Annotated in this window: 18 protein-coding genes; 11 read left to right on the forward strand and 7 right to left on the reverse strand. The window is 73.8% G+C overall.

The window, feature by feature from the left end; translation table 11 throughout:
* Positions 1-126 precede the first annotated feature (126 nt).
* The 4 genes from ACFVYA_RS27110 to ACFVYA_RS27125 all read right to left on the reverse strand — a co-directional run bounded on the left by ACFVYA_RS27110 (position 127) and on the right by ACFVYA_RS27125 (position 2095).
* Positions 127-480, reverse strand: a complete 354-nt coding sequence (locus ACFVYA_RS27110; RefSeq protein ID WP_387048916.1) for a hypothetical protein — start codon at positions 478-480, stop codon at positions 127-129.
* A 408-nt stretch (positions 481-888) separates the two neighbouring features.
* Positions 889-1182, reverse strand: a complete 294-nt coding sequence (locus tag ACFVYA_RS27115) for an ANTAR domain-containing protein (protein WP_285985538.1) — start codon at positions 1180-1182, stop codon at positions 889-891.
* Between the two features lie 88 nt (positions 1183-1270).
* The gene (locus ACFVYA_RS27120) at positions 1271-1621 is read right to left on the reverse strand and encodes a hypothetical protein (RefSeq protein WP_387048918.1); all 351 of its coding nucleotides are present in this window, start codon (positions 1619-1621) and stop codon (positions 1271-1273) included.
* Positions 1622-1726: 105 nt separating this feature from the next.
* The gene (locus ACFVYA_RS27125; RefSeq protein WP_285985540.1) at positions 1727-2095 is read right to left on the reverse strand and encodes a hypothetical protein; all 369 of its coding nucleotides are present in this window, start codon (positions 2093-2095) and stop codon (positions 1727-1729) included.
* 403 nt (positions 2096-2498) lie between these two features.
* Here ACFVYA_RS27125 and ACFVYA_RS27130 point away from each other — a divergent pair, with 403 nt between their 5' ends.
* The 9 genes from ACFVYA_RS27130 to ACFVYA_RS27170 all read left to right on the forward strand — a co-directional run bounded on the left by ACFVYA_RS27130 (position 2499) and on the right by ACFVYA_RS27170 (position 12553).
* On the forward strand, positions 2499-3335 hold the full coding sequence (locus tag ACFVYA_RS27130) for a hypothetical protein (RefSeq protein WP_285985541.1): 837 nt from the start codon (positions 2499-2501) through the stop codon (positions 3333-3335).
* A complete protein-coding gene (locus tag ACFVYA_RS27135) occupies positions 3332-4297 on the forward strand; it encodes a polysaccharide deacetylase family protein (protein ID WP_387048920.1) in 966 nt (321 codons plus the stop codon). The genes ACFVYA_RS27130 and ACFVYA_RS27135 overlap by 4 nt, the downstream gene beginning before the upstream one ends.
* 62 nt (positions 4298-4359) lie before the next feature.
* On the forward strand, positions 4360-5592 hold the full coding sequence (locus tag ACFVYA_RS27140; protein WP_387048922.1) for an O-antigen ligase family protein: 1233 nt from the start codon (positions 4360-4362) through the stop codon (positions 5590-5592).
* On the forward strand, positions 5567-6619 hold the full coding sequence (locus tag ACFVYA_RS27145; RefSeq protein WP_387048923.1) for a glycosyltransferase: 1053 nt from the start codon (positions 5567-5569) through the stop codon (positions 6617-6619). The genes ACFVYA_RS27140 and ACFVYA_RS27145 overlap by 26 nt, the downstream gene beginning before the upstream one ends.
* Positions 6616-7470, forward strand: coding sequence for a hypothetical protein (locus ACFVYA_RS27150; protein WP_387048925.1), 855 nt, complete (start codon positions 6616-6618; stop codon positions 7468-7470). Before ACFVYA_RS27145 ends, ACFVYA_RS27150 begins: the two co-directional genes overlap by 4 nt.
* A gap of 208 nt (positions 7471-7678) precedes the next feature.
* Positions 7679-8899 carry a glycosyltransferase 87 family protein gene (locus ACFVYA_RS27155; RefSeq protein WP_387048927.1) on the forward strand — a complete coding sequence of 407 codons (1221 nt, stop codon included), beginning with the start codon at positions 7679-7681 and terminating at the stop codon, positions 8897-8899.
* Positions 8896-10320, forward strand: coding sequence for an oligosaccharide flippase family protein (locus tag ACFVYA_RS27160; RefSeq protein ID WP_387048929.1), 1425 nt, complete (start codon positions 8896-8898; stop codon positions 10318-10320). Before ACFVYA_RS27155 ends, ACFVYA_RS27160 begins: the two co-directional genes overlap by 4 nt.
* Positions 10317-11426 carry a glycosyltransferase gene (locus ACFVYA_RS27165; RefSeq protein WP_387048930.1) on the forward strand — a complete coding sequence of 370 codons (1110 nt, stop codon included), beginning with the start codon at positions 10317-10319 and terminating at the stop codon, positions 11424-11426. The genes ACFVYA_RS27160 and ACFVYA_RS27165 overlap by 4 nt, the downstream gene beginning before the upstream one ends.
* The gene (locus ACFVYA_RS27170) at positions 11423-12553 is read left to right on the forward strand and encodes a glycosyltransferase family 4 protein (RefSeq protein ID WP_387048931.1); all 1131 of its coding nucleotides are present in this window, start codon (positions 11423-11425) and stop codon (positions 12551-12553) included. The genes ACFVYA_RS27165 and ACFVYA_RS27170 overlap by 4 nt, the downstream gene beginning before the upstream one ends.
* A gap of 136 nt (positions 12554-12689) precedes the next feature.
* Here the strand turns inward: ACFVYA_RS27170 and ACFVYA_RS27175 are convergent, their stop codons facing one another.
* Positions 12690-14078: a putative glycoside hydrolase family 15 protein gene (locus ACFVYA_RS27175; RefSeq protein WP_387048933.1), complete on the reverse strand. Its 1389-nt coding sequence runs from the start codon at positions 14076-14078 to the stop codon at positions 12690-12692.
* The gene (locus tag ACFVYA_RS27180) at positions 14060-15490 is read right to left on the reverse strand and encodes an exopolysaccharide biosynthesis polyprenyl glycosylphosphotransferase (RefSeq protein WP_387048934.1); all 1431 of its coding nucleotides are present in this window, start codon (positions 15488-15490) and stop codon (positions 14060-14062) included. Before ACFVYA_RS27180 ends, ACFVYA_RS27175 begins: the two co-directional genes overlap by 19 nt.
* Positions 15491-15805: 315 nt before the next feature.
* On the opposite strand from ACFVYA_RS27180, the gene ACFVYA_RS27185 reads away from it, so the two are divergent.
* Positions 15806-16636 (forward strand): glycosyltransferase, encoded by an 831-nt coding sequence (locus ACFVYA_RS27185; RefSeq protein ID WP_285985552.1) that lies wholly within the window; start codon positions 15806-15808, stop codon positions 16634-16636.
* A gap of 4 nt (positions 16637-16640) precedes the next feature.
* Positions 16641-17951, forward strand: coding sequence for an NAD(P)/FAD-dependent oxidoreductase (locus ACFVYA_RS27190; RefSeq protein WP_387048936.1), 1311 nt, complete (start codon positions 16641-16643; stop codon positions 17949-17951).
* Here the strand turns inward: ACFVYA_RS27190 and wecB are convergent.
* Positions 17921-19096, reverse strand: a complete 1176-nt coding sequence (gene wecB / locus ACFVYA_RS27195) for a non-hydrolyzing UDP-N-acetylglucosamine 2-epimerase (RefSeq protein WP_387048938.1) — start codon at positions 19094-19096, stop codon at positions 17921-17923. The genes ACFVYA_RS27190 and wecB overlap by 31 nt on opposite strands.
* Positions 19097-19122 lie beyond the last annotated feature (26 nt).

Genomic DNA, 19122 nt, shown 5'->3' on the forward strand with positions numbered 1-19122 from the left:
GGACGGGGAACCGGAGTGTGCAGCTCGCTCCCTGTTCCGGGCACGCCGCACCACCTCGGGCGCGGCGCCGGATTCCGCGCCTCGGCCGGCATCCGCACACACAACGGGCGGCCGTGGCGCGGGGACTCAGTGCCCCTGGCTGGTGCCGCCGTCGGCGAGCCCGCTGGAGGCGCAGTTTTCCGGGTTCTCGCCGCTGGCCTCGTGCTCGCCCGGCGACAGGATCGGCACGCCGATGCCGTTGAGCGAGTTCTGGATCGGCACCTGGACGCCGAGCACGTTGATTTCGTTGTCGCACACGCCGAGCGCGGCGTTGACGTTGTGCAGCACGTCGGTGTTGTTCAGGTTGAGCAGGCCGAGCTGGTCGGTGTGACCACCGTGGTGGTGGTCGTGGCCGTCCGGCGTGGCGGCGGCCGCAACGCCACCGGCCAGGAATGCGCCAGCCGCCATCGCAGCGGTGACGAACCCGATCTTCTTCAGCATTTGTTCTCCTTGATCAGTCGGTGCATCGGACAGGACGGCGACAAGGTGTGTGTGCTCCGTCCCGCGTGGGGGAAATGTACTGAGATAATGGGACGAATTCCACCGCACGCCACCATTGGGTGCCCACCGCGAGCCGCTGACCGGGCAGTGATTGGCCCGATCGGGTCAGCAGGGTTTATCGCGGGAAAAAAGATTTCCGTTGAAACGAGCGGGATTCGCACACTCGTTCATCGCACAACCACTCCAAGAAACGCCGCGGATACGAAGAGGAAGCCGTAGGCTCGGAACCACGGAACGCGTTCCCTCGACCCCGGGAGCGGGTATCCGGCTGGTGAACCGGCGGGGTGTGAACCCCTCAGCCGAGCCCGCAGCCGGGCGACGCACAACCTCGCCGGTTCCCAGCTCCCGTCAAGCCGGTCCGGTCAGCAGGTGACGGCACAACACCGCGCGGACCGCGTTCTCGGTGTCCTCATCGGACAGTCCACGGCCGGCGTCGCTGCCGGCGGCCACGACGACCGCGGCCACGTCGCGGAGCTTGACGTTGCTCAGCTGCGACACGGTGACCAGCACGCCGAACGCCTCGGCGGCGGGGCAGCCCCGCAGCAGCATCACCATGCCCTTGGCCTGCTCGATCACCGGCTGGGACGACAGCGCCTCGCGCAGCTGCGCGTTCTCGGCCGCCGGGTCGACGTCACCGGCCACGGTCGTCCTCCCCTGCTCTTCTACGCACAGCGAAAAGCCGCCGCGCGGAAAACTGCATCCGCGCGACGGCTTCTTCCCACCGGGTCGGTCAGTGGCCCTGGGCCGTCCCGCCGTCCGCGATGCTGCCGCTGGCGCAGTTCGACGGCGTCGAGCCTTCGGCTTCGTGCGCCCCCGGCGACAGGATCGGGACGTCGATCCCCTCGGCGACATCGTGCAGCGGAACCTGCACCCCGAGCACGTTGACGTCGTCGTCGCAGACGCCGCCGACCACGTTCACGTTGTGCAGCGCGTCCAGGCTCTGCACGTTGGCCAGGCCGAACTGCTCACTGTGGTCGACCGGGTGGCCCGAGACGGTGACATCGGTCGCGGAGGCCGAGCCGCCGAACGCGGCCAACCCGGCGGCCAGTGCGGTCGCGACGAATCCGAGCTGCTTGATCACGAGAAAGAACTCCTCAACTGCCCACCCCGGCACGGGGCGGTACTTCACGGCGCAACCCGTGGCTGCGCCATTCCGGAAAACCATTCATTCCGCCGAAGCGGAAACTCACTCGCCCTGGCTGGTGCCGCCGTCGGCGAGCCCGCCGGAGGCGCAGTTGTACGGCGACTCGCCACTCGCCTCGCTGGCACCCGGCGACAGGATCGGCACGCCGATGCCGTTGAGCGAGTCGTGGATCGGCACCTGGACACCGAGCACGTTGATGTCGTTGCCGCAGAGCCCGAGGGTGCCGTTGACGTTGTGCAGCGCGTCGGTGTTGTTCAGGTTCACCAGGCCGACCTGACCGGTGTGGTCGTAGCCGTAGCCGCCGTGGTGGTGGCCGTGCTCTTCGTCCGGCGTCCCGGCGGCCGCGATCCCACCGGTGACGAAAGCCCCGGCCGCCATGGCGGCGGCGACGAAGCCGATTTTCTTCAGCATGGATTCTCCTCAATAAGACAATTGCCGAGGCGGCATTCAAGGCATTGTTCCGCCTCGGTGGGAAAAACGTACTGATGGCCCGCCGGGCGTTCCAGCCGATTCACCGATCGTGTGGGGTGAGCGAACCCCTGACCGGGGTTCGTATAGCCCGAACGGGTGGCCCCGGCGGCGGGCCGCCAGGTCGTCCGAAGACGACGCGGGTGATCACCGAGCCATTACTACGCAACGTGTTCTTCGAGCGAGACACCACGATGCGTCACGCTTTGGAGTTGCTCAACGCGGGCAGATCGATGTCTCAGCGTGACGAATTCCCGAACCCCATCCTTCGAAAGTGAAGCCACTTCCGCGTTCCTACGCTTTACCGGGTCACCCGGTACGCGGGGCGGGACATGAGGAGTGGTTCGTGGTGGATTACGCGGTGCTCGTGGCGTCCGCGGTGCTCTACGCGGTGGGGATCGTCGCGCAGAGCGTCGCCGCCCGGCGGGCCGGGAACCGGCCGGGCACGGGACTGGGCCTGCTGGCCCGGCTCGCCGCCGATCGCCTGTACCTGCTGGGTTTCGCCGGTCAGCTGGGCGGTTTCGCGCTCGCGTTCTTCGCGCGCGCATCCCTGCCGCTGTACCTGGTCCAGGCCGCGTCGTCGTCGGCCATCGGGCTGGCGACCGCGTTCGGGGTCTTCGTCCTCGGGTGGCGGATCCGCACCGGGGAAGCGATGACGCTGGTGCTGCTGGCTTCCGGGCTGGTCGTGCTGGCCGGGGCCTCGTCGGCCTCGGTCGCCACCGACCTCCCGGCCGCCGGGGTCGCCGCACTGGCGGTCGTGGTGCTCGGCACCGGGCTGGCGATGATCCCGGCGGGCCGGGCGGGGACGTTCCTGCCGGCCGCGGTCCTGTCCGGGGTCGCGTTCGCCGTCGTGGCGGTCGCCAGCCGGACCCTCGCGCACCTCGATCTCCTTGCCCTGCCGGGAAATCCGCTGACCTGGCTGATGCTGGCGGCCGCGGTGCTCGGCCAGGCTTCGATGGCGGCCGCCCTGCAGCGCGGGCCGGCGGCGGCGGTCGTGGCCACCGCCGACGCGACCACGATCGTGCTGGCGTCGGTCACCGGCATCGCCGTCCTCGGCGACCACGTCGTCGCCGGACAGGGGGCGTGGGTCGCCACCGGCCTCGCCGTGGTCGTGTGCGGTGTCCTGCTGCTCGGCGTGCAGTCCCGCGCCGGCGCCCCCGCCCTCGCGGGGGAAGCGGCGTGAGCCCGCGGCCGCTCGCGAGCGTCTCGATCGACCTCGACAACCTGTGGGCCTACCTCAAGACCCACGGTGATCCCGGCTGGCGCGACCGGCCCAGTTTCCTGCCGTCCGCGGTGCCGCGGCTGCTGGAGATCCTCGGCGAACAGGGCCTGACGACGACGGTCTTCGTCGTGGGCGCCGACGTCGTCCGCGAAGACGGTGCCAAGGCGGTCGCCGAGATCGCCGCGGCCGGGCACGAGGTGGCCAACCACTCCTTCGGCCACGAGCCATGGCTGCACCGCTACTCCCGCGAGCGGCTCGAGGACGAGCTGAGCCGGACCGAAGCCGCGATCACCGCCGCGGGCGCGCCCCGGCCGAGCGGGTTCCGCGGTCCCGGCTACAGCGTCACGCGGGATCTGGTCGAGCTGCTCGCCGAACGCGGCTACGCCTACGACGCCAGCACGCTGCCGACGTGGATCGGCCCGCTGGCCCGCGCGTACCACAACCGCACGGCGAAGACTTCGGAAGAAGGGGCCGGCGAGCTGTTCGGCGGCGTCTCCCGGGTGCTGGCCCCCGTGCACGCCCACCGCTGGCAGACGTGCACGGGCAGCGCGCTGGTCGAGCTCCCGGTGACGACGATGCCGCTGCTGCGCACGCCGATCCACGGTGCGTACCTCCTGCAGCTGCACGCGATCTCGCCGCGGCTGGCCCGGGCGTACTTCCGGACGGCGTTGCGGCTCTGCCTCGTCCGCGGCGTGTCGCCTTCGCTGCTGCTGCACCCCACCGACGTCCTCGGCGCCGCCGACGCTCCCGGGATGGAGTTCTTCCCCGGGATGGCGGCACCGGGTGCGCGGAAGGTGGCCTGGCTCGGCTGGGTGCTTTCCGCGCTGCGGGAGCACTTCGACGTCGTCGGCACCGGGGAGTACGTCAGCCGGACGGTCGTGCGGCGCACGCGGCCGGTGACCAGATTGGACGCCAGAAGGTGACCATGGACCCGGCCCTTCGGGGGTCCGGGTGGCGGAGCCCCCGGCCCGGGGCGGAGCCCCGGATGACACGGGTCGTCAGGCCTGCCCGGCGCGAGAACCTCGAGGCGAACCTGCTGCGGTTCCTCGCGTGCGCGACCGTCGCTTTGGCGCCGGTCGAGGGTTACCTGACGGCCGTGCAGAGCCAGCTCGGCAAGGTCGCGCCCGCCTTGCTGACCGTGGTCTGGCTCGCCGTGCGGATCCGCCACCGGCAGCCGCCAAGGCCGACCCCGCTGCACGCCGTCCTCGCGCTGCTCGCCGTCGTGCTGGCGGTGACCGCGTCCGTGCACGCGGCGGGCCCGTTCACCGCGGAGTACACCGTGCGCTGGCTGCCGTTCCTGGTGGTCACCGCGGTGCTCGCGGACGTCGCGAGCCGGGAGGTCCCGATCCGGTGGCTGCTGCTCGCGGCAGCCGCGGGCGCGACCGCCGCCGGCGCGGGTGCCCTCTACAGCCTGGTCGCCGAGGGCGAAGCGCGCGCGAGCGGGCCGCAGCCGGATCCGAACGACCTGGCCTACTTCCTCGTCGCGGCGGTGCCCCTGCTCGCGGCGCTGCACCGCCGGGGCCGGGGCGCCGTCCTGACGGCCGCGGGCATCGTCCTGGTGGCCGGCGCGACGGCGACGTTCTCCCGCGGCGGCGCGCTCGGGCTGACCGCCGCGGTCGGCTGGCTGCTGCTGCGCCGGGTGCTGCCGTGGCAGGTGCTCGCCGCCGCGGCCGTGGCGGTCGCCGGGCTGGGGCTGGGCGCGTGGGCGTTCGCCGGGCCGCAGCTGGACCGGGCCCTGCAGGAGAAGAGCTTCATCGCGGCGTCCAATGTGGACACGCGGGAACTGCGCTGGCAGGCGGCGGCGCGGATGCTGACCGCCCATCCGGTGCTCGGCGTCGGCCCCGGCGGGTTCCGCGAGCACTACGCCGCCGAGTCGCACAACGCCGAGGTCGACGAGCAGACCCCGGTGGCGCACGACATGTACCTCGAGGTCGCCGCGGAACTCGGCCTGCCCGGGTTCGCGCTGTTCGCCGGGGTGGTCGTCACCGCCGCGGTGGCGAGCGAGCGGACGGTCCGCCGGGCCGGCCCCGGCGCGCGGCGGACGGAGGCGGTCGCGATCCAGGCGTCGCTGCTGGCCGTCCTGGTGACTTCGACGTTCCTGTCCGAGCAGTACTACCTGCCGCTGTGGTCGCTGGCCGCGCTCGCCGTCGCGGCCGAAGCCCGGGTCCGACGAGAAGGAGAGGGAAGCGCCGATGCGGGTGCTGCACGTGATCAGTGAGATGGGGGCGGGCGGGGCGGAGACGCTCGTGGCCGGCATGGTGGCCCGCGGCGAGGAGTACGGCTGGGTGTCCGCCGTCGCCAGCGGCGGGGGCTTCCGCGCCGACGCGCTGGCCGCGGGCGGCACGCCGACGTTCCCCGTGCCGCTCGCCCGCCGCAGCAAGGCGGGCGTGCTGAAGGCGGCCTGGGCCACCCGCCGCGCGATCGCGCGGTTCCGGCCCGACGTCGTGCTGGCCCACAACGTCGGCGCGAGCCTGGTGGCCCGCCTCGCGCTCGTCCCCGGGCGGCGGCCGATCACCGTCTTCCACGGCGTCGCCGAACCGGACTACGCCGCGGCGGCGCGGATCCTGCGCCGCACCTCCGGCCAGGTCGTCGCGGTCTCCGCCGCCACCGCGGACCGGCTGGAGGCGTCGGGGCTGGAGCGTCCGGTGGTGATCCGCAACGCGGTGTTCCCGAGGCCGCCGGTGTTCGGCCGCGCGGAGATCCGCGCGTCCCTCGGTGTCCCGGAGCGGACGCCGGTCGCGCTCTGCCTGGCCCGGCTGGAACCGCAGAAACGCCACGACGTGCTGCTCGACGCCTGGGCCGCGGTCAGCGGCGACGCCGTGCTGTGGCTGGCCGGCGACGGCAGCCTGCGTCCGGAGCTGGAGCGGCGCGCGCAGGAGCTGGGCCGCCGGGTCGAGTTCCTCGGCACCCGCGCGGACGTGCCGGACCTGCTCGCCGCGGCCGACGTCACGGTGCTGACCAGCGACTGGGAAGGCCTGCCGCTGGCGGTGCTGGAGTCGATGGCGGCCGGCCGGCCGGTGGTCGCGACGGACGTCGGCGGGATCGCCGGGGTGCTGGCCGGCGGCGGCGGGATCGTGGTGCCGCCGGCGGATCCGGCCGCGACGGCCGCGGCGCTGAGCACCCTGCTGTTCGACTCGGCGGCGCGGGAAACCGCGGCGCTCGAAGGAATCCGGGCTGTCGAACGCGACTACGACCCGCACACGCTCATGAAGTCCTACGACGAGTTGCTCCGAGGTGCCCGATGAAGTACCGCAGTGTTGTCTCGAGCGTCGCCGTCGCGCTGCTGGTGGGTGCGCTCGTGCTGATCGTGGGCCTGACGCGCGGCGCGGAGTACCAGGGCCGGGTGAGCCTGCTCGCCGGCCCCGCCGCGGCGGACGGTGCTCCTTACGGCGAGGTCGTGTCGCTGGCGTTGCCGGCGCTGGTCGAGCTGGCCCGCAGCCCGTCGGTGCTTTCGGCCGCGGCCCCGGTGTCCGGGTACCGCCCCGACGAGCTCGCGGAGCACGTGTCGGTCGAGCTGGTCCCGGCATCGGGCCTGGCGCGGCTGTCGGTGCGAGCGGCGTCGCCGGAGCAGGCGGGCGCGACGGCGCTGGCGCTGGGCAAGGCGATGATCGACGCGGATCTCCTCGCCCCGGCCGGGAAGCTGCGGACGCTGGACGCGCGGCCGGAGGTGCTGACGGTGGCACCGGACGTGCCGCTGGTGGGCGGGCTGGCCCTGGTCGGCGCGGTCGCCGCCGGGCTGGCGACGGCCGCTCTGCGCCGGTTGACCCCGCTCGGGGCCGGCCCGGGCCCGGTGCGCCGGGCACTGGCGGCGGCGGGAGTGCACCGCCCGGTGACGGTTCTGCAGGAGGCGGACCCATCGGCGGCGGACCGGCTGGCGGTGCTCTGCCGCGCGGCCGGACGGCCGGTCCGCGTGCTGCCGGTGACACCCGAGCTGACCGAGACGGCGGCCAAGCTGGCGGCGGGATTGCCGGAGGAGCACGGAGACGGCGCCTCGGTGGTGGCCGTGACGGCGGCGGGCCGCAACCAGGCGGACCTGACCGCGACGGTGGCGGTGCTGCCGGCGGACGCGGTGCTGGTGGCGGTGGTGCAGGCATGACCTCACGGCCACACCCGGTTCCCGGCGCGCTGTCCACGCCGGGCCGAACACGTCCCGCCCTCCTTGCGACGGTGGTGCAGGCATGACCTCACGGCAAGACACCGCCACTGCCCCCACCTCCCCCGGGCGCCACCGGCGACTCGGTCGCGATGGTGCCTCGCAAGACACCGCCACCGACCGGCGACCGGCCCTCAGCCGCGGCGCGGGCATGTCCCGGAGGCAGCGTCTCGTCCTCCTCCTCGCGACCCTCGCCGGCGGCCTGAGCACCTGGCACGCCGTCTCCCCTTCGTGGCGAGTCCCGTTGCCCACCCCCGCCGTCCTCGGCGAAGAACGGCTGCAGGACTTCCGCGATGCCCTCTACTTCCCCATCCGCGAGTTCCTCGCCGGCGGCAACCCCTACGACCCCGCCGCGATGTTCGCGCACTGGCCGGTGCGCCAGGATTTCAACCTCTACCAGCCCTACCACCTCCTCCTGCACGCTCCGTTCGCGCTGCCCGGCTACCGCGCCGGCGCCGTCGCGTTCACCTTCTTCTCGCTGCTGCTGCTCATCGCGCTCGCCGCGGTGGCCGCGCACGCCGTCCGGCGGTACGTTCCGGTGCCGTTCGCCGTCACCACCGCCGTCGTCGCCGCGCTGCTCGTGACCAGCCAGGTCGGGAAGGCCCAGCTCTTCGTCGGCCAGGTCAACCCGCTGATCGCCCTCGGCGCGGCCGGTGCCGTGCTCGCCCGGCGCGACCGGCCCGGGTGGGCGGCCGTCGCCCTCGCGTTCGCCTGGCTCAAGCCCCAGTACGGCTTCCCGCTGGCCGTCCTGCTGTTCGCCCGCGGCTCGCGGCGGGTCGCCTTGCTCGGCACCGCCATCGCCGCGGCCGCCAGCCTGCCCGTCGTCGTGCTCCTCGTGGTGCGGAGCGGCGGCATCGGGCCGTTCCTCGACGTCGTCGTCGCGAACCTCGACCACGCGCGCGGTACCGACTACGGCGCCGTGGATTCCGTGACCGCACAACGCATCGACGTCGCCGCGGTGCTGTTCCGGGTCACCGGCTGGGCGCCCTCCGGCGGCGAGCTGGTGGTGCTGGCCGGCGTGCTCGTCGCGAGCGCGCTGCTCATCCGGAAGACCAAAGAGCCCGTCGCCGACCTGCTGACCCTCCTCGCCGTGGTGGTCTGCGTGGTGCACCAGCCCGGCGACGTGCTGATCGCCGTCCCCGCGATGGCCGCGGTGGCCGCGCTGTGGTGGCACCACCGCGGCGAACGGGGCTGGGGCGCGGCAGGCTTGGCCGTCCTCGCGCTCGCCGTCCCCTTCGCCCATTTGTACACAGTGGACACTCTGGTGGTCTCGGTGCTCGGGTCGCGGACGGCGGTCACCGTGGACGGGGTCGCGGTGGTCCTCGCGTGGGGCCTCGCCGTGGTCGCCGCAAGCCGGGTGCGGGCACCGTGACGGCCGCGCTCGGGACCCGCGCGGTCCGCGGCTCGCTGTGGCTGGGCGTGGTCAACCTCGTCAGCAAGAGCAGCCAGATGCTGGTCACGCTGGTGCTGGCCGCCCTGCTCACCGAGGGCCAGCTCGGCGCCGTGGCGCTCGCGGTGGCGCTGGTCAACCTCGGCCAGGTCGTCCAGTCGATCGGGGTCTACGACGTCATCGGGCGCACCGAGCGCGACGCGCGCCGGACGGCGGGGACGGTCCTGACGCTGAGCGTCGGCGCCGGGATCGTCCTGGCCGTCGCGCTGGTGGCCGCGGCCGGCCCGCTCACGGCGTTGCTCGGCACGCCGGACGCCGCCGGGCTGGTCCGGCTGGCCGCACTCGGCCTGCCGTTCTCGGCGGCGGGCGGGGTGCAGATGGGCCTGATGCACCGGGAGCTCGACTTCCGGCGACGGCTGCTGCCCGACGGCGGGAGCGCCGTGCTGGGCGCGGTGCTGACCGTCGTGCTCGCCGCGTGCGGTGCCGGGCCGCTGTCGCTGGTGCTCGGCCTGCTGGCCACGGCGGTGACGCAACCGCTGCTCGGCGCGCTGGCCCGCGGCGGGGTACGGCCGTGCTGGGACGCCGCGGCGGCGCGCGAAGTGCTGGGCTGGGTGACCGTGGTGGGACCGGCCGCGGTCGTCGGCGCGCTGCTGGTCAACCTCGACTACTTCGCGGTCGGGCACGGGCTCGGGGCGGACGCGGTCGGCGTCTACTCGCTGGCGTACCGGCTCGCCTGGGTGCCCTACATCATGGTGGCGGTCGTCCTCGGCGCGGTCGCGTTCCCGGTGTTCACGCGGTTGCGGCGTGAGGGGGCGCCCCTTGCCGGGGCGGTCACCCGGTTCACCCGCGCGGTGCTGGTGGTGACCGGCGGCTTGTACCTGGCGCTCGCGGTCCTCGCCGGCCACGTCGTGCTGCTGGGCGAGCGGTGGGCGGGCGCGGCCGGTCCGCTGGTGCTGCTGTCCGGCTACGGCGTGGGGATCTGCCTGCTGCAGATCTGGTACCAGGCGGTGAAGGCGACCGGGCACGTCCGGCGTTATCTGGCGCTCGAGTCGACGCACCTGGTGCTGCTCGCGGTGGGCCTGGCGGTGCTGACCCACGCGGGGATCGGAGCGGTGGCCTCCGTGCAGTGTGCAGCGGCCTGGCTGGTGGTACCGGTGGCGTGGCGGGTGCTGGCGGGGCTCGGCGTGGCGCCGTCGGTGGCGGAGCTGGGCGGGATGTTCGCCCGCGTCACGCTCGCTTGCGTGGCAGGCGCGGTGCCGGCGGTGGTCCTGGGCCGGTGGTTCGGGGACTCGCTGCCGGGAGTGGTGGCCGAAGCCGCGGTCCTCGTCGCCGGGTACGCCGGGGCGACCCTGCTGCTGCAGCGGAGTGCGCTCGCCGAACTGCGCCGGGGAGGCCTGCGGTGAAGCTCGCGCACGTCTCCCAGCCGGTCACCGCGGGTGTCGCCGTCGTCGTCCTGGAACTCGCCGTGGCGCAGCGGGACCGCGGCTGGTCCGTCACGATCGTCTGCCCACCGTCCGGCTGGCTCGCCGGACGCGCCCGCGAACTCGGCATCGAAGTCCGCGGCTGGGCCGCGCGCCGCGCGCCGGGTCCCGGCTCGGTCACCGAGGCGCTGCGGCTGCGGCGGCTCCTGGCCGACCTCGACCCCGACGTCGTCCACCTGCACAGCTCCAAAGCGGGCCTCGCCGGCCGGCTGGCCGTGCGCGGCGGCCGCCCGACGGTGTTCCAACCGCACCTGTGGTCCTTCGAGACGGCCGGCGGCCCCCTGCGCCGCGCGTCCGCCGCGTGGGAACGCCTCGCGTCGCGGTGGACCGACCTCGTCGTCTGCGTGAGCGACGACGAACTGGCCGCCGGCCGGGCCGCCGGGGTGACCGCCGAGGCGGAAGTCGTCTGCAACGGCGTCGACACCACCCGGTTCGTCCCCGGCGACCGGACCGCGGCACGACGGCGGCTCGGGCTGCCCGAACACGCGCCGATCGCCGTCTGCCTCGGCCGGCTCGCCGAGCTCAAGGGCCAGGACCAGCTGCTGTCGGCCTGGCCCGCGGTGCTGCGGCGGCTGCCGGACGCGCAGCTCGTCTTCGCCGGCGACGGGCCGATGGGCCCGGTGTGGCGCGAGCGGCACCCGGTGGCGGGGCACGCGTCCGTGCGCTGGCCGGGGCACACCGACGAGCCGGCGGCCTGGTACACCGCCGCGGACGTCGTCGTCCTCCCCTCGCGCGCCGAGGGCATGGCGCTGGTGCCGCTGGAAGCGATGGCGTGCGCGCGGCCGGTCGTCGCGTTCGACGTCGGCGGGATGCGCCAGAGCGTCGCGGACGCGGGCGCGGTGCTGCCGCCCGGCGACGTCGGCCGGCTCGCCGACGCCGTCGCCGCGCGCCTCGCCGACCCCGGGCTGGCCCGGCGCGAAGGCGAACGCGGCCGCCGCCGCGCCGAACTGTCCTTCGACCGGGGGCGGATGACCGACCAGATCGCCGCCCTCGTCGACAAACTCACCCCACCGGAGCGCCTCTCGTGACCCGCATCGCCTACCTGCTCACCCAGGACCGCGGCGGTCCGGTGGACGTCACCGTCCGGCTGGCCGCGACGCTGGCCGCCGACGGCCACGACGTCCGCGTCTTCGGTCCCGTGCCGGCGCGGGGCGCTTCGCTGCTCGGCGGCCACCACGAGGAACTCGCGGTGGCCGACAAGGAAGACCTCGCGGCGGCGGGCCGGGCGCGGGCGGCGCTGCGGGCGTGGCGGCCCGACGTCGTGCACGCGCAGGACCGGCGCGCGGGGCTGGTGATCGCGGGGCTGCGGTTCGCCCGCGGCACCCGGCCGGCGCTGGTCCAGACCTACCACGGCGTGCCCGACGACGTCGCGGAGCCGTGGTTCCGGGGCGAGCGCGGGGCGGCCGGGCCGTCGGGGTACACGCGGACGGTGCTGGCCGCGGACGCCGTCGTCGCCCGCGTCCTGGACCGGACGATCGTGCCGGCCGAGGCGATGGGGGCCTTCCTGCGCCGTCGCCTGCGGGTGCCCGCCGGGCGGCTGGCGCACGTCGACAACTGCGTGTCCCCGGCCGAACCGGACCCGCCGCGGGGGCCGGTGCGCCACCTCGTCTTCGCCGGGCTTCTGGTGGAGCGCAAGGGCGTGCTCGACCTGCTGGCGGCGTTGAGCGTGCCCGGCGTGCTGCCCCCGGACGCGCGGCTGACGGTGGTCGGCGACGGCCCGGAACGCGCGGCGGCGGAGCGGGCCGCCCGGCAGCCGCCGCTGGCGGGGCGCGTGACGTTCCTCGGCTTCCGGCCGGACGTCCCCGCCCTGCTCGCCGGCGCGGACGCGCTGGTTCTGCCGTCCACAATGGAGCAGCAGCCGCTGGTGGTGGCCGAAGCGATGGCCGCGGGCAAGCCGGTCCTGGCCACGGCCACCGGCGGCGTCCCGGCCATGCTCGACGTCCCGGGCGCGCCCGCGTTCCTGGCCCCACCGGGCGACGTCCCGGCACTGGCCTCGCGGCTACGCGCGCTGTTCGCGGAGCCGGACCCGGGCCGCCTGGGCCGGCTCCTCGCCGAACGCGCCCACACCCGCCACCACCCGGAGGCCTGCGCCCGCCGGCACCTGGACCTCTACGACCGGCTGACGACATCGTGTCGTCCCGCCAATCACGCGTGATGGCCCTTCAATCACGCGAGATGACCCTCCGATCACCGGGCTCCGCGTGATCCGAGCCCGAACTCGCGTGATCCCGGACGGAACTCACGTGATTGAAGGCGGAACTCGCGTGATTGAGGGGTCGACACGAGTTTGGTCACCTTGCCCAGAGCAAACCGATCCGGAACTCGTCGCGGGTGATCCGCCAGGTGCCGCGTTTCACGAGTTGCTGCGGGTCGACCAGGACGACCGCGTCCGCGGCCTGCAGGGTGAGCGAGGGCGGGGGCGGGGTCGACGTCGGAGCCGAGGTGGGTGGCGAGGTCCGGGTGGGGGTGGTGGTTCGCGTGGGGGTCGGGGCGGGGGCGGGGGCGCCGGGGGCGACCAGGCCCTCCGGGGGCTCCACCGTCTGGGTGGACGCCGTTGTGTTGACCGCGACCCAGCCGTGGGTGAACGTCCGGGTCCAGACGCCGTTGGCCAGCCGGCTCGCCGCGTCGATCGCTTCGCCCAGCCCGGAATCCTGCAACGTCGACCACTCCGGCGCGCGGTAGTCGTCGGTGGTCGCGCGGGTCCAGCACGTGCGGGGGCCGGCGAGCAGGGCCGCGCTCGCGTAGCCGGACCGCTCCTCGCGCGCGTTGTGCGTCCGCGTCACCAGCAGCAGCAGGGACTCGCCGAGGGCGGCCTGGGCGCGCAGCTCCTGGAACTCGTTGCCGCGGAAGGTCAGCAGGCCGCCGGTGCCGCCGTTCTCGCGGAACCCGAAGTTCTCCTCCATCGCGCCGCCGAAGCGGGAGTGCGCGGTCCAGCGGCCCGGCACCAGGTGCGTCTCGGACACGTTGGGCACCATGAGCTTCTGCGCGTTCGTGAGGGCGTCACCGGCCTTGGACAGGAACGCGTCGAGGCCGTCGCGGAGCTTGCGGTCGGTCTCCGCGACGTTCGCCGTGCCCGCGAGCACCGCGGACGAATAGTGGCTCAGTGAGTTGAAGTCGTTGTCCGCGAGCACCCCGTCCCAGCCTTCGCGGGTCACCTCCGCCACGACGGCGTCGGTCCAGGCCTGCTGGTAGTCCGGGCTCCACACGGTCATCTGCCAGTGCCGCGGGTACCCCTGCCACTCGATCCGCCGCCCGTTGACGTCCTGGGCGAACCACTCCGGATGGTGCTCCTGGGCGGCGACGTAGCCGATCCCGCTCGGCAGGAAGATCGCGTCCTGGCCGCCGTCGACCGCGCCCGGGTAGTTGCGCGTGCTCGACAAGTCCTTGTACACCAGCACCTTCACCCGCGGGTTGAGCTGGTGCAGGCGGCGCATGGCCGCCCCCTGGTCGGCGTTGAGCACCACGACCTGGTAGCGCTTGGCCGCCTGCTCGATCTCCGGCGACGTCGGCGGCCGGCCGATCCCGTACCACCACGCGCAGGGCGCGAGCGGCTTCGGCGGCGGTGCCGCGATCTCCTGCGCCGAACTGGCGACGCAGCCGGCCAGGCAGCCGGTCAGCAGCACGAACGCGGCCGTCCAGCACGCCACCGGGTGGTGGCGCATCAGCGTTGCCTTCGGCACAGCAGTTCTCCCACCGTGAGGATGATGATCTTGACGTCGAGCCACAACGACCAGTTCGCGATGTAGTAGTTGTCGTAGCGCGCCCGGTCCGCGATCGAGGTGTCGCCGCGCAGGCCGTGCACCTGCGCCAGGCCGGTCAGCCCGGTCGGCACCCGGTGCCGGGCCCAGTACAGGTCGTGGACGGCGGAGAACTCGTGCACGAACACCGGCCGCTCCGGCCTCGGGCCGACCAGCGACATCTCCCCGCGCACGACGTTCCACAGCTGCGGCAGCTCGTCCAAAGAGGACCGGCGCAGGAAGCGGCCCACCGGGCCGACCCGGTGGTCGCCCACGACCGACCAGCGGGTCTGCGAATCGTCGACGACGGCCTGCCGCACGCTGCGCAGCTTGTAGAGCACGAACGTGCCGCCGTCCATCCCGACGCGCACCTGCCGGAAGAAGACCGGGAACCCGCTCTCCACCGCGACGGCGAGCGCGCAGACCGCGATGACCGGGGCGAGGACGACGAGCGTGGCCGCGGCCAGCGTCGTTTCGACGACGCGCTTGACCCACCAGCTCGGCCGCCGGGTCGGCGCGCCGCCCAGCCACACCAGCGGGTAGCTGCGGAGCCGGTCGACGCCCGGCCCGTCCGGGCAGAGCTCGAACAGGTGCGGCAGCACCAGGGTGACGCAGCCGAGGCGGTGGGCGGTGATGGCGGCGTCGACGATCGCGCCGTCGCGGTCGTCGGCGGGGGCGAGGATCACCGTGCCCGCGCGCAGCCGTGCGATGGCCCCGGTGAGGTCGCCGTCGATCCGTTCGACCGGCAGGCCGTCAGGCACCGGTTCCGGGCCGGACGCCGCGACGCCGACCGGCAGCAGCCCGAACTCGGGGTGCTCCAGCATGGTGCGGACCAGCTCGCCGCCGATCCGGCCGGACCCCACCACGACGGCCCGGTCGCAGCGGCGCAGCCGACGGCGGCCCCACCGGCCGAACGCGAAGACCGCGGGCCGGACCGCTTCGCTGAGCACGGCGAAGCAGAGGACCACCTCCTGCATCCGCGCCGTTTCGTCGCCGTCCATCCCGGCCACCAGCCCGAAGCCGGTGACGAGCGCGAACGCCAGCGCGGTGGCGGTGACCGAACGCGGCAGGTCCTGCAGCCAGGAGAGCCAGAGGCGGCGGCGGTGGACGCGGGCGGCCACCCGGGCTCCCGCGAGGGCCGCGGCGGTCACCGCGGCGCACACCGGGCCGGGCCCGGTCCGCAGCACCGCGGTCAGCCAGGCGGCGCCGTCGACGACGACGAGCAGCACGGCCACGGCGTTGACCCTGGCGAGCAGCGGACGGGCGCGGACGGCGTCCCGCGGCCGGTCGCCCGGCCGGACCCGCCGCTGGGCCGGCACCGCTTCGGTGACGACCGTGTCCCTGAGTTCAGTCACCGGTCTCGACCTCTACTTGACATGAGGGTTCCATTCTCGCTTTCTTCACGACTCAGCCATTCGAGGCAACACCGGCACGATCGAGTGAATTTTTCCGCAAACGTCGGGAAATGCACTCGATCGGGGCGTCCAGCAGACCCGATCCGGTGATTTCCGGAAACACCACGTAGTTCTGATGACGCGCATCCTTCCGAGGGATTTCCGGGGCCACTAAAGAAACCACACAACATAGCCGAATAGGACTGGACGGCCGCACCAAACCCGAGTCCGGACGGGTGACGGGCAAAAACGAAGACAAACCAGACGAGGGGAACCGTGGCGCGCGAAGAAACCACCCTGGCCACACTGTCCGAACCGGACCGCACTGGAGCGGATCCCACCGGGGGACGGACCGGCGGACGGGCGCACGTCGTGCTGCCCGCGTTCAACGAAGAAGCGTCCCTGCCGCCGCTGCTGCGCCGGCTCGCCGACGTGGCCCGCACCGAGCAGGTCACCGTCTGGGTCGTCGACGACGGTTCCGCCGACGCCACGGTCGCCGTGGCCGGGGCGGGCTACGGCGGGCTCGACGTCCGCGTCGTGCGGCACCTGGTGAACCTCGGGCTCGGCCGCGCGGTGCAGTCGGGGCTGCGGGCGGCGCTGGAGGAAGCCGGTCCCGACGACGTCGTCGTCGTGATGGACGCCGACGACACGCACGACCCGGCGCTGATCCGCGCGCTGCAGGCGGAGATCACCGCCGGCGCGGACGTCGCCATCTGCTCCCGGTTCGTCCCGGGCGGCGACGACCGGACCGCCCCGTTCGGGCGGCGGCTGCTGTCCCGCGGCGCGGCGCAGCTGTTCCACCGCACCCTCGACGTCGACGGCGTCCGGGACTTCACCAGCGGCTACCGCGCCTACCGGGCGTCGCTGCTGGCCCGCGCCTCCGCCCACTGGGGCGAGCGGCTCATCGAGGAGCAGGGCTTCGCCTGCATGGTGGAGCTGCTGCTCAAGCTGCGCCACTGCCGCCCGGTGATCACCGAGGTTCCGCTGGCCCTGCGGTACGACCGCAAGCAGGGACCCAGCAAGCTGAAGCTGCGGCGGACCGTCGTGCAATACCTGAAACTGCTCGCGCGCGACCGGCTGAGCCCGGCGCCCTACCGGAAGCTGTGACCCGGTGACCCCTCCCGACTCCGCGCACGTCGCCGTGATCGGCGGCGGCATCTGCGGCCTCGCCGCCGCCCACCGCCTCGCCCTCCGCGGCACCCGCGTGACCCTGCTCGAAAGCAGCGATCAGCTCGGCGGCCTCGGCACCTTCTTCGCCCACGGCGACCAGTGGGTCGAGCGCTTCTACCACTGCATCATGCCTTCCGACGCGAGCCTGCTGGCGCTGCTGGGCGAGCTGGGCCTGCGGGACGCCGTGCGGTGGCGCGAAACGACGATGGGCATGGTCGTCGACGGCCGCCGCCACCCGTTCAACTCCCCGCTCGACCTGCTCCGCTTCTCCCCGCTGCGCCTGCACGACCGCGTGCGCTTCGGCGTGGTTTCGCTGCTGCTGCGCCGGTTGGGGCGGGACCGCGACCTCGACACGCTGCGCACCGAGGACTGGCTGCGGGGGCTCTACGGCGACGTCGTCTGGGAGCGGCTCTTCGCGCCGATGTTCGGCTCGAAGTTCGGACCGTCCTTCGGGGACGTTCCGGCGTTGTACCTGTGGCAGCGGCTCGGCCGCGAGCGCAACGTCGCCACCCGTGGCTACCCGGACGGCGGGTACAAGACGATCATCGACGCGCTGCGGGCGTCGATCGAGCGGGCCGGCGGAGTGGTGCGCACCTCGGCGCCCGTCCGGCGGCTGCACAGCACCGGCGGCCGTTCGGTCCTCACGCTGACCGGCGGCGAGGTCCTGGACGCCGATCACGTGATCTCGACCGTGCCGCTGCCGCTGCTGCGGCGCATCGCCGACGAAGCGCTCGCCGCCCGGCTGCCCACGACCGACCTGCCCTACCAGGGCGTGGTCACCGGCGTGTTCTTCCTCCGGCAGCCGGTCACCGAGCACTACTGGACGCCGGTGCTGCACTCGGGCACGGAGTTCGACGGGGTCGTCGCCATGTCCGCGCTCGCCGGCCCCCACGACGGTCGCCACCTCGTGTACGTCATGCACTACACCGACCGCGACTCGCAGCTGTACCTCGACGACGACACCGCGATCGCCGCCCGCTGGTCCGCGCAGCTGCGCGGCCTGTACCCGGAGCTCGGCACCGACGGCATCGAGGAGGTGCGGGTGTTCAAGGCGCCCTTCGTGGAACCGGTGTACCCGCTGGGGTACCTGGCCCGGCGCCCGCCGGTGACCGTGGACGGCACCGGCCTCCTGCTGGCCACCACCGCCCACGTCTACCCGGACGTGACGAGCTGGAACTCGAGCGTCGCCTTGGCGAACGACGTCGTCGCGGCGCTGGCGGGTCAGCCCGCGGTCACCGAACCGGCCCGCTGATCGAGCAACGCGCCCAGCGCCGTCACGATTCGGGCGGAGGCGGACCCGTCGCCGTACGGTGACGGGAGGTGGCGGAGGCGCTCGCGGTGGCCGGCCACGCCGTCGAGCCACCGCGCCACCTCCGTGCCGATCGCCGGGCCGGGGAGCACCCGCGTGCCGAACGTTCCGGCGATCTCGGGGCGCTCCGTGCTGCGCCGGACCACGACCACCGGTCGCTTGAGGACACTCGCTTCCTCTTGGATGCCACCGGAATCCGAGACGAGCACCGCCGCTTCCGCGGCCAGCGCGAGGAACGCCGGATAGGCCTGGGGTTCCAGCTCGACGAGCGGGCCGAGCAGGTGCCGCAGGCCGAACCGCTCGACGCTCTTGGCCGTGCGCGGGTGCAGCGGGAACACGACCGGCAGCGGCAGGCGGCCCAGCTCGCGCAGGATCGTCCCCAGCCGCCCGGCGTCGTCGACGTTCTCCGGGCGGTGGATCGTGGCCAGCACGAACCGGTCGCGCTCCAGCCCGCGCGCCGCCAGCACCGCCCGCCGGTCGTCGGTGGCCGGGAGCGCGGCCTGCAGCGCTTCGACGACGGTGTTGCCGGTGACCGTGATCCGTTCGTCCGGGACGTTTTCCGCCAGCAGGTGGGCGCGGTTGAGCTCGGTCGGCGCGCAGCACAGGTCGGCGAGGTGGTCGATCAGGACGCGGTTGTGCTCCTCGGGCATCGCCCGGTCGTGGCTGCGCAGCCCGGCTTCGACGTGCACCAGCGGCAGATCGTGCGCGTTGGCCGCCAGCGCACCGGCGAGCGCCGACGTCGTGTCGCCCTGGACGACCACCGCCCGCCCGGGCCGGTCCGCCAGTACCTCGTCGACCGCGCTGACCGTCCGGCCGAGCTGGCCGCCGCGGCGGCCGGCGCCCACGCCGAGTTCGTGGAACCGGTCGGACGGCGGCAGGTCCGCGCGGATGCGCGAGTACAGCGAGCGGTCGTAGTGCTGTCCCGTGTAGACGACGGCGCACTCGCCGCCGAACACCCGCATCAGCGGGGCGAGCTTGATCAGTTCCGGCCGCGTGCCGCAGACCAGCGTGATTCCCCCGGTTCCGGTGGGCTGCGCCGCCGGGGAACTCCCGGTGACTTCACGGAAATCTGCGGTGGTCGTCGACATGCGGTGCGATCCTTTCGGGGGGTGAG

Origin of the sequence: Amycolatopsis sp. NPDC058278, from assembly GCF_042881395.1 — a bacterium.
GTDB lineage: Bacteria > Actinomycetota > Actinomycetes > Mycobacteriales > Pseudonocardiaceae > Amycolatopsis.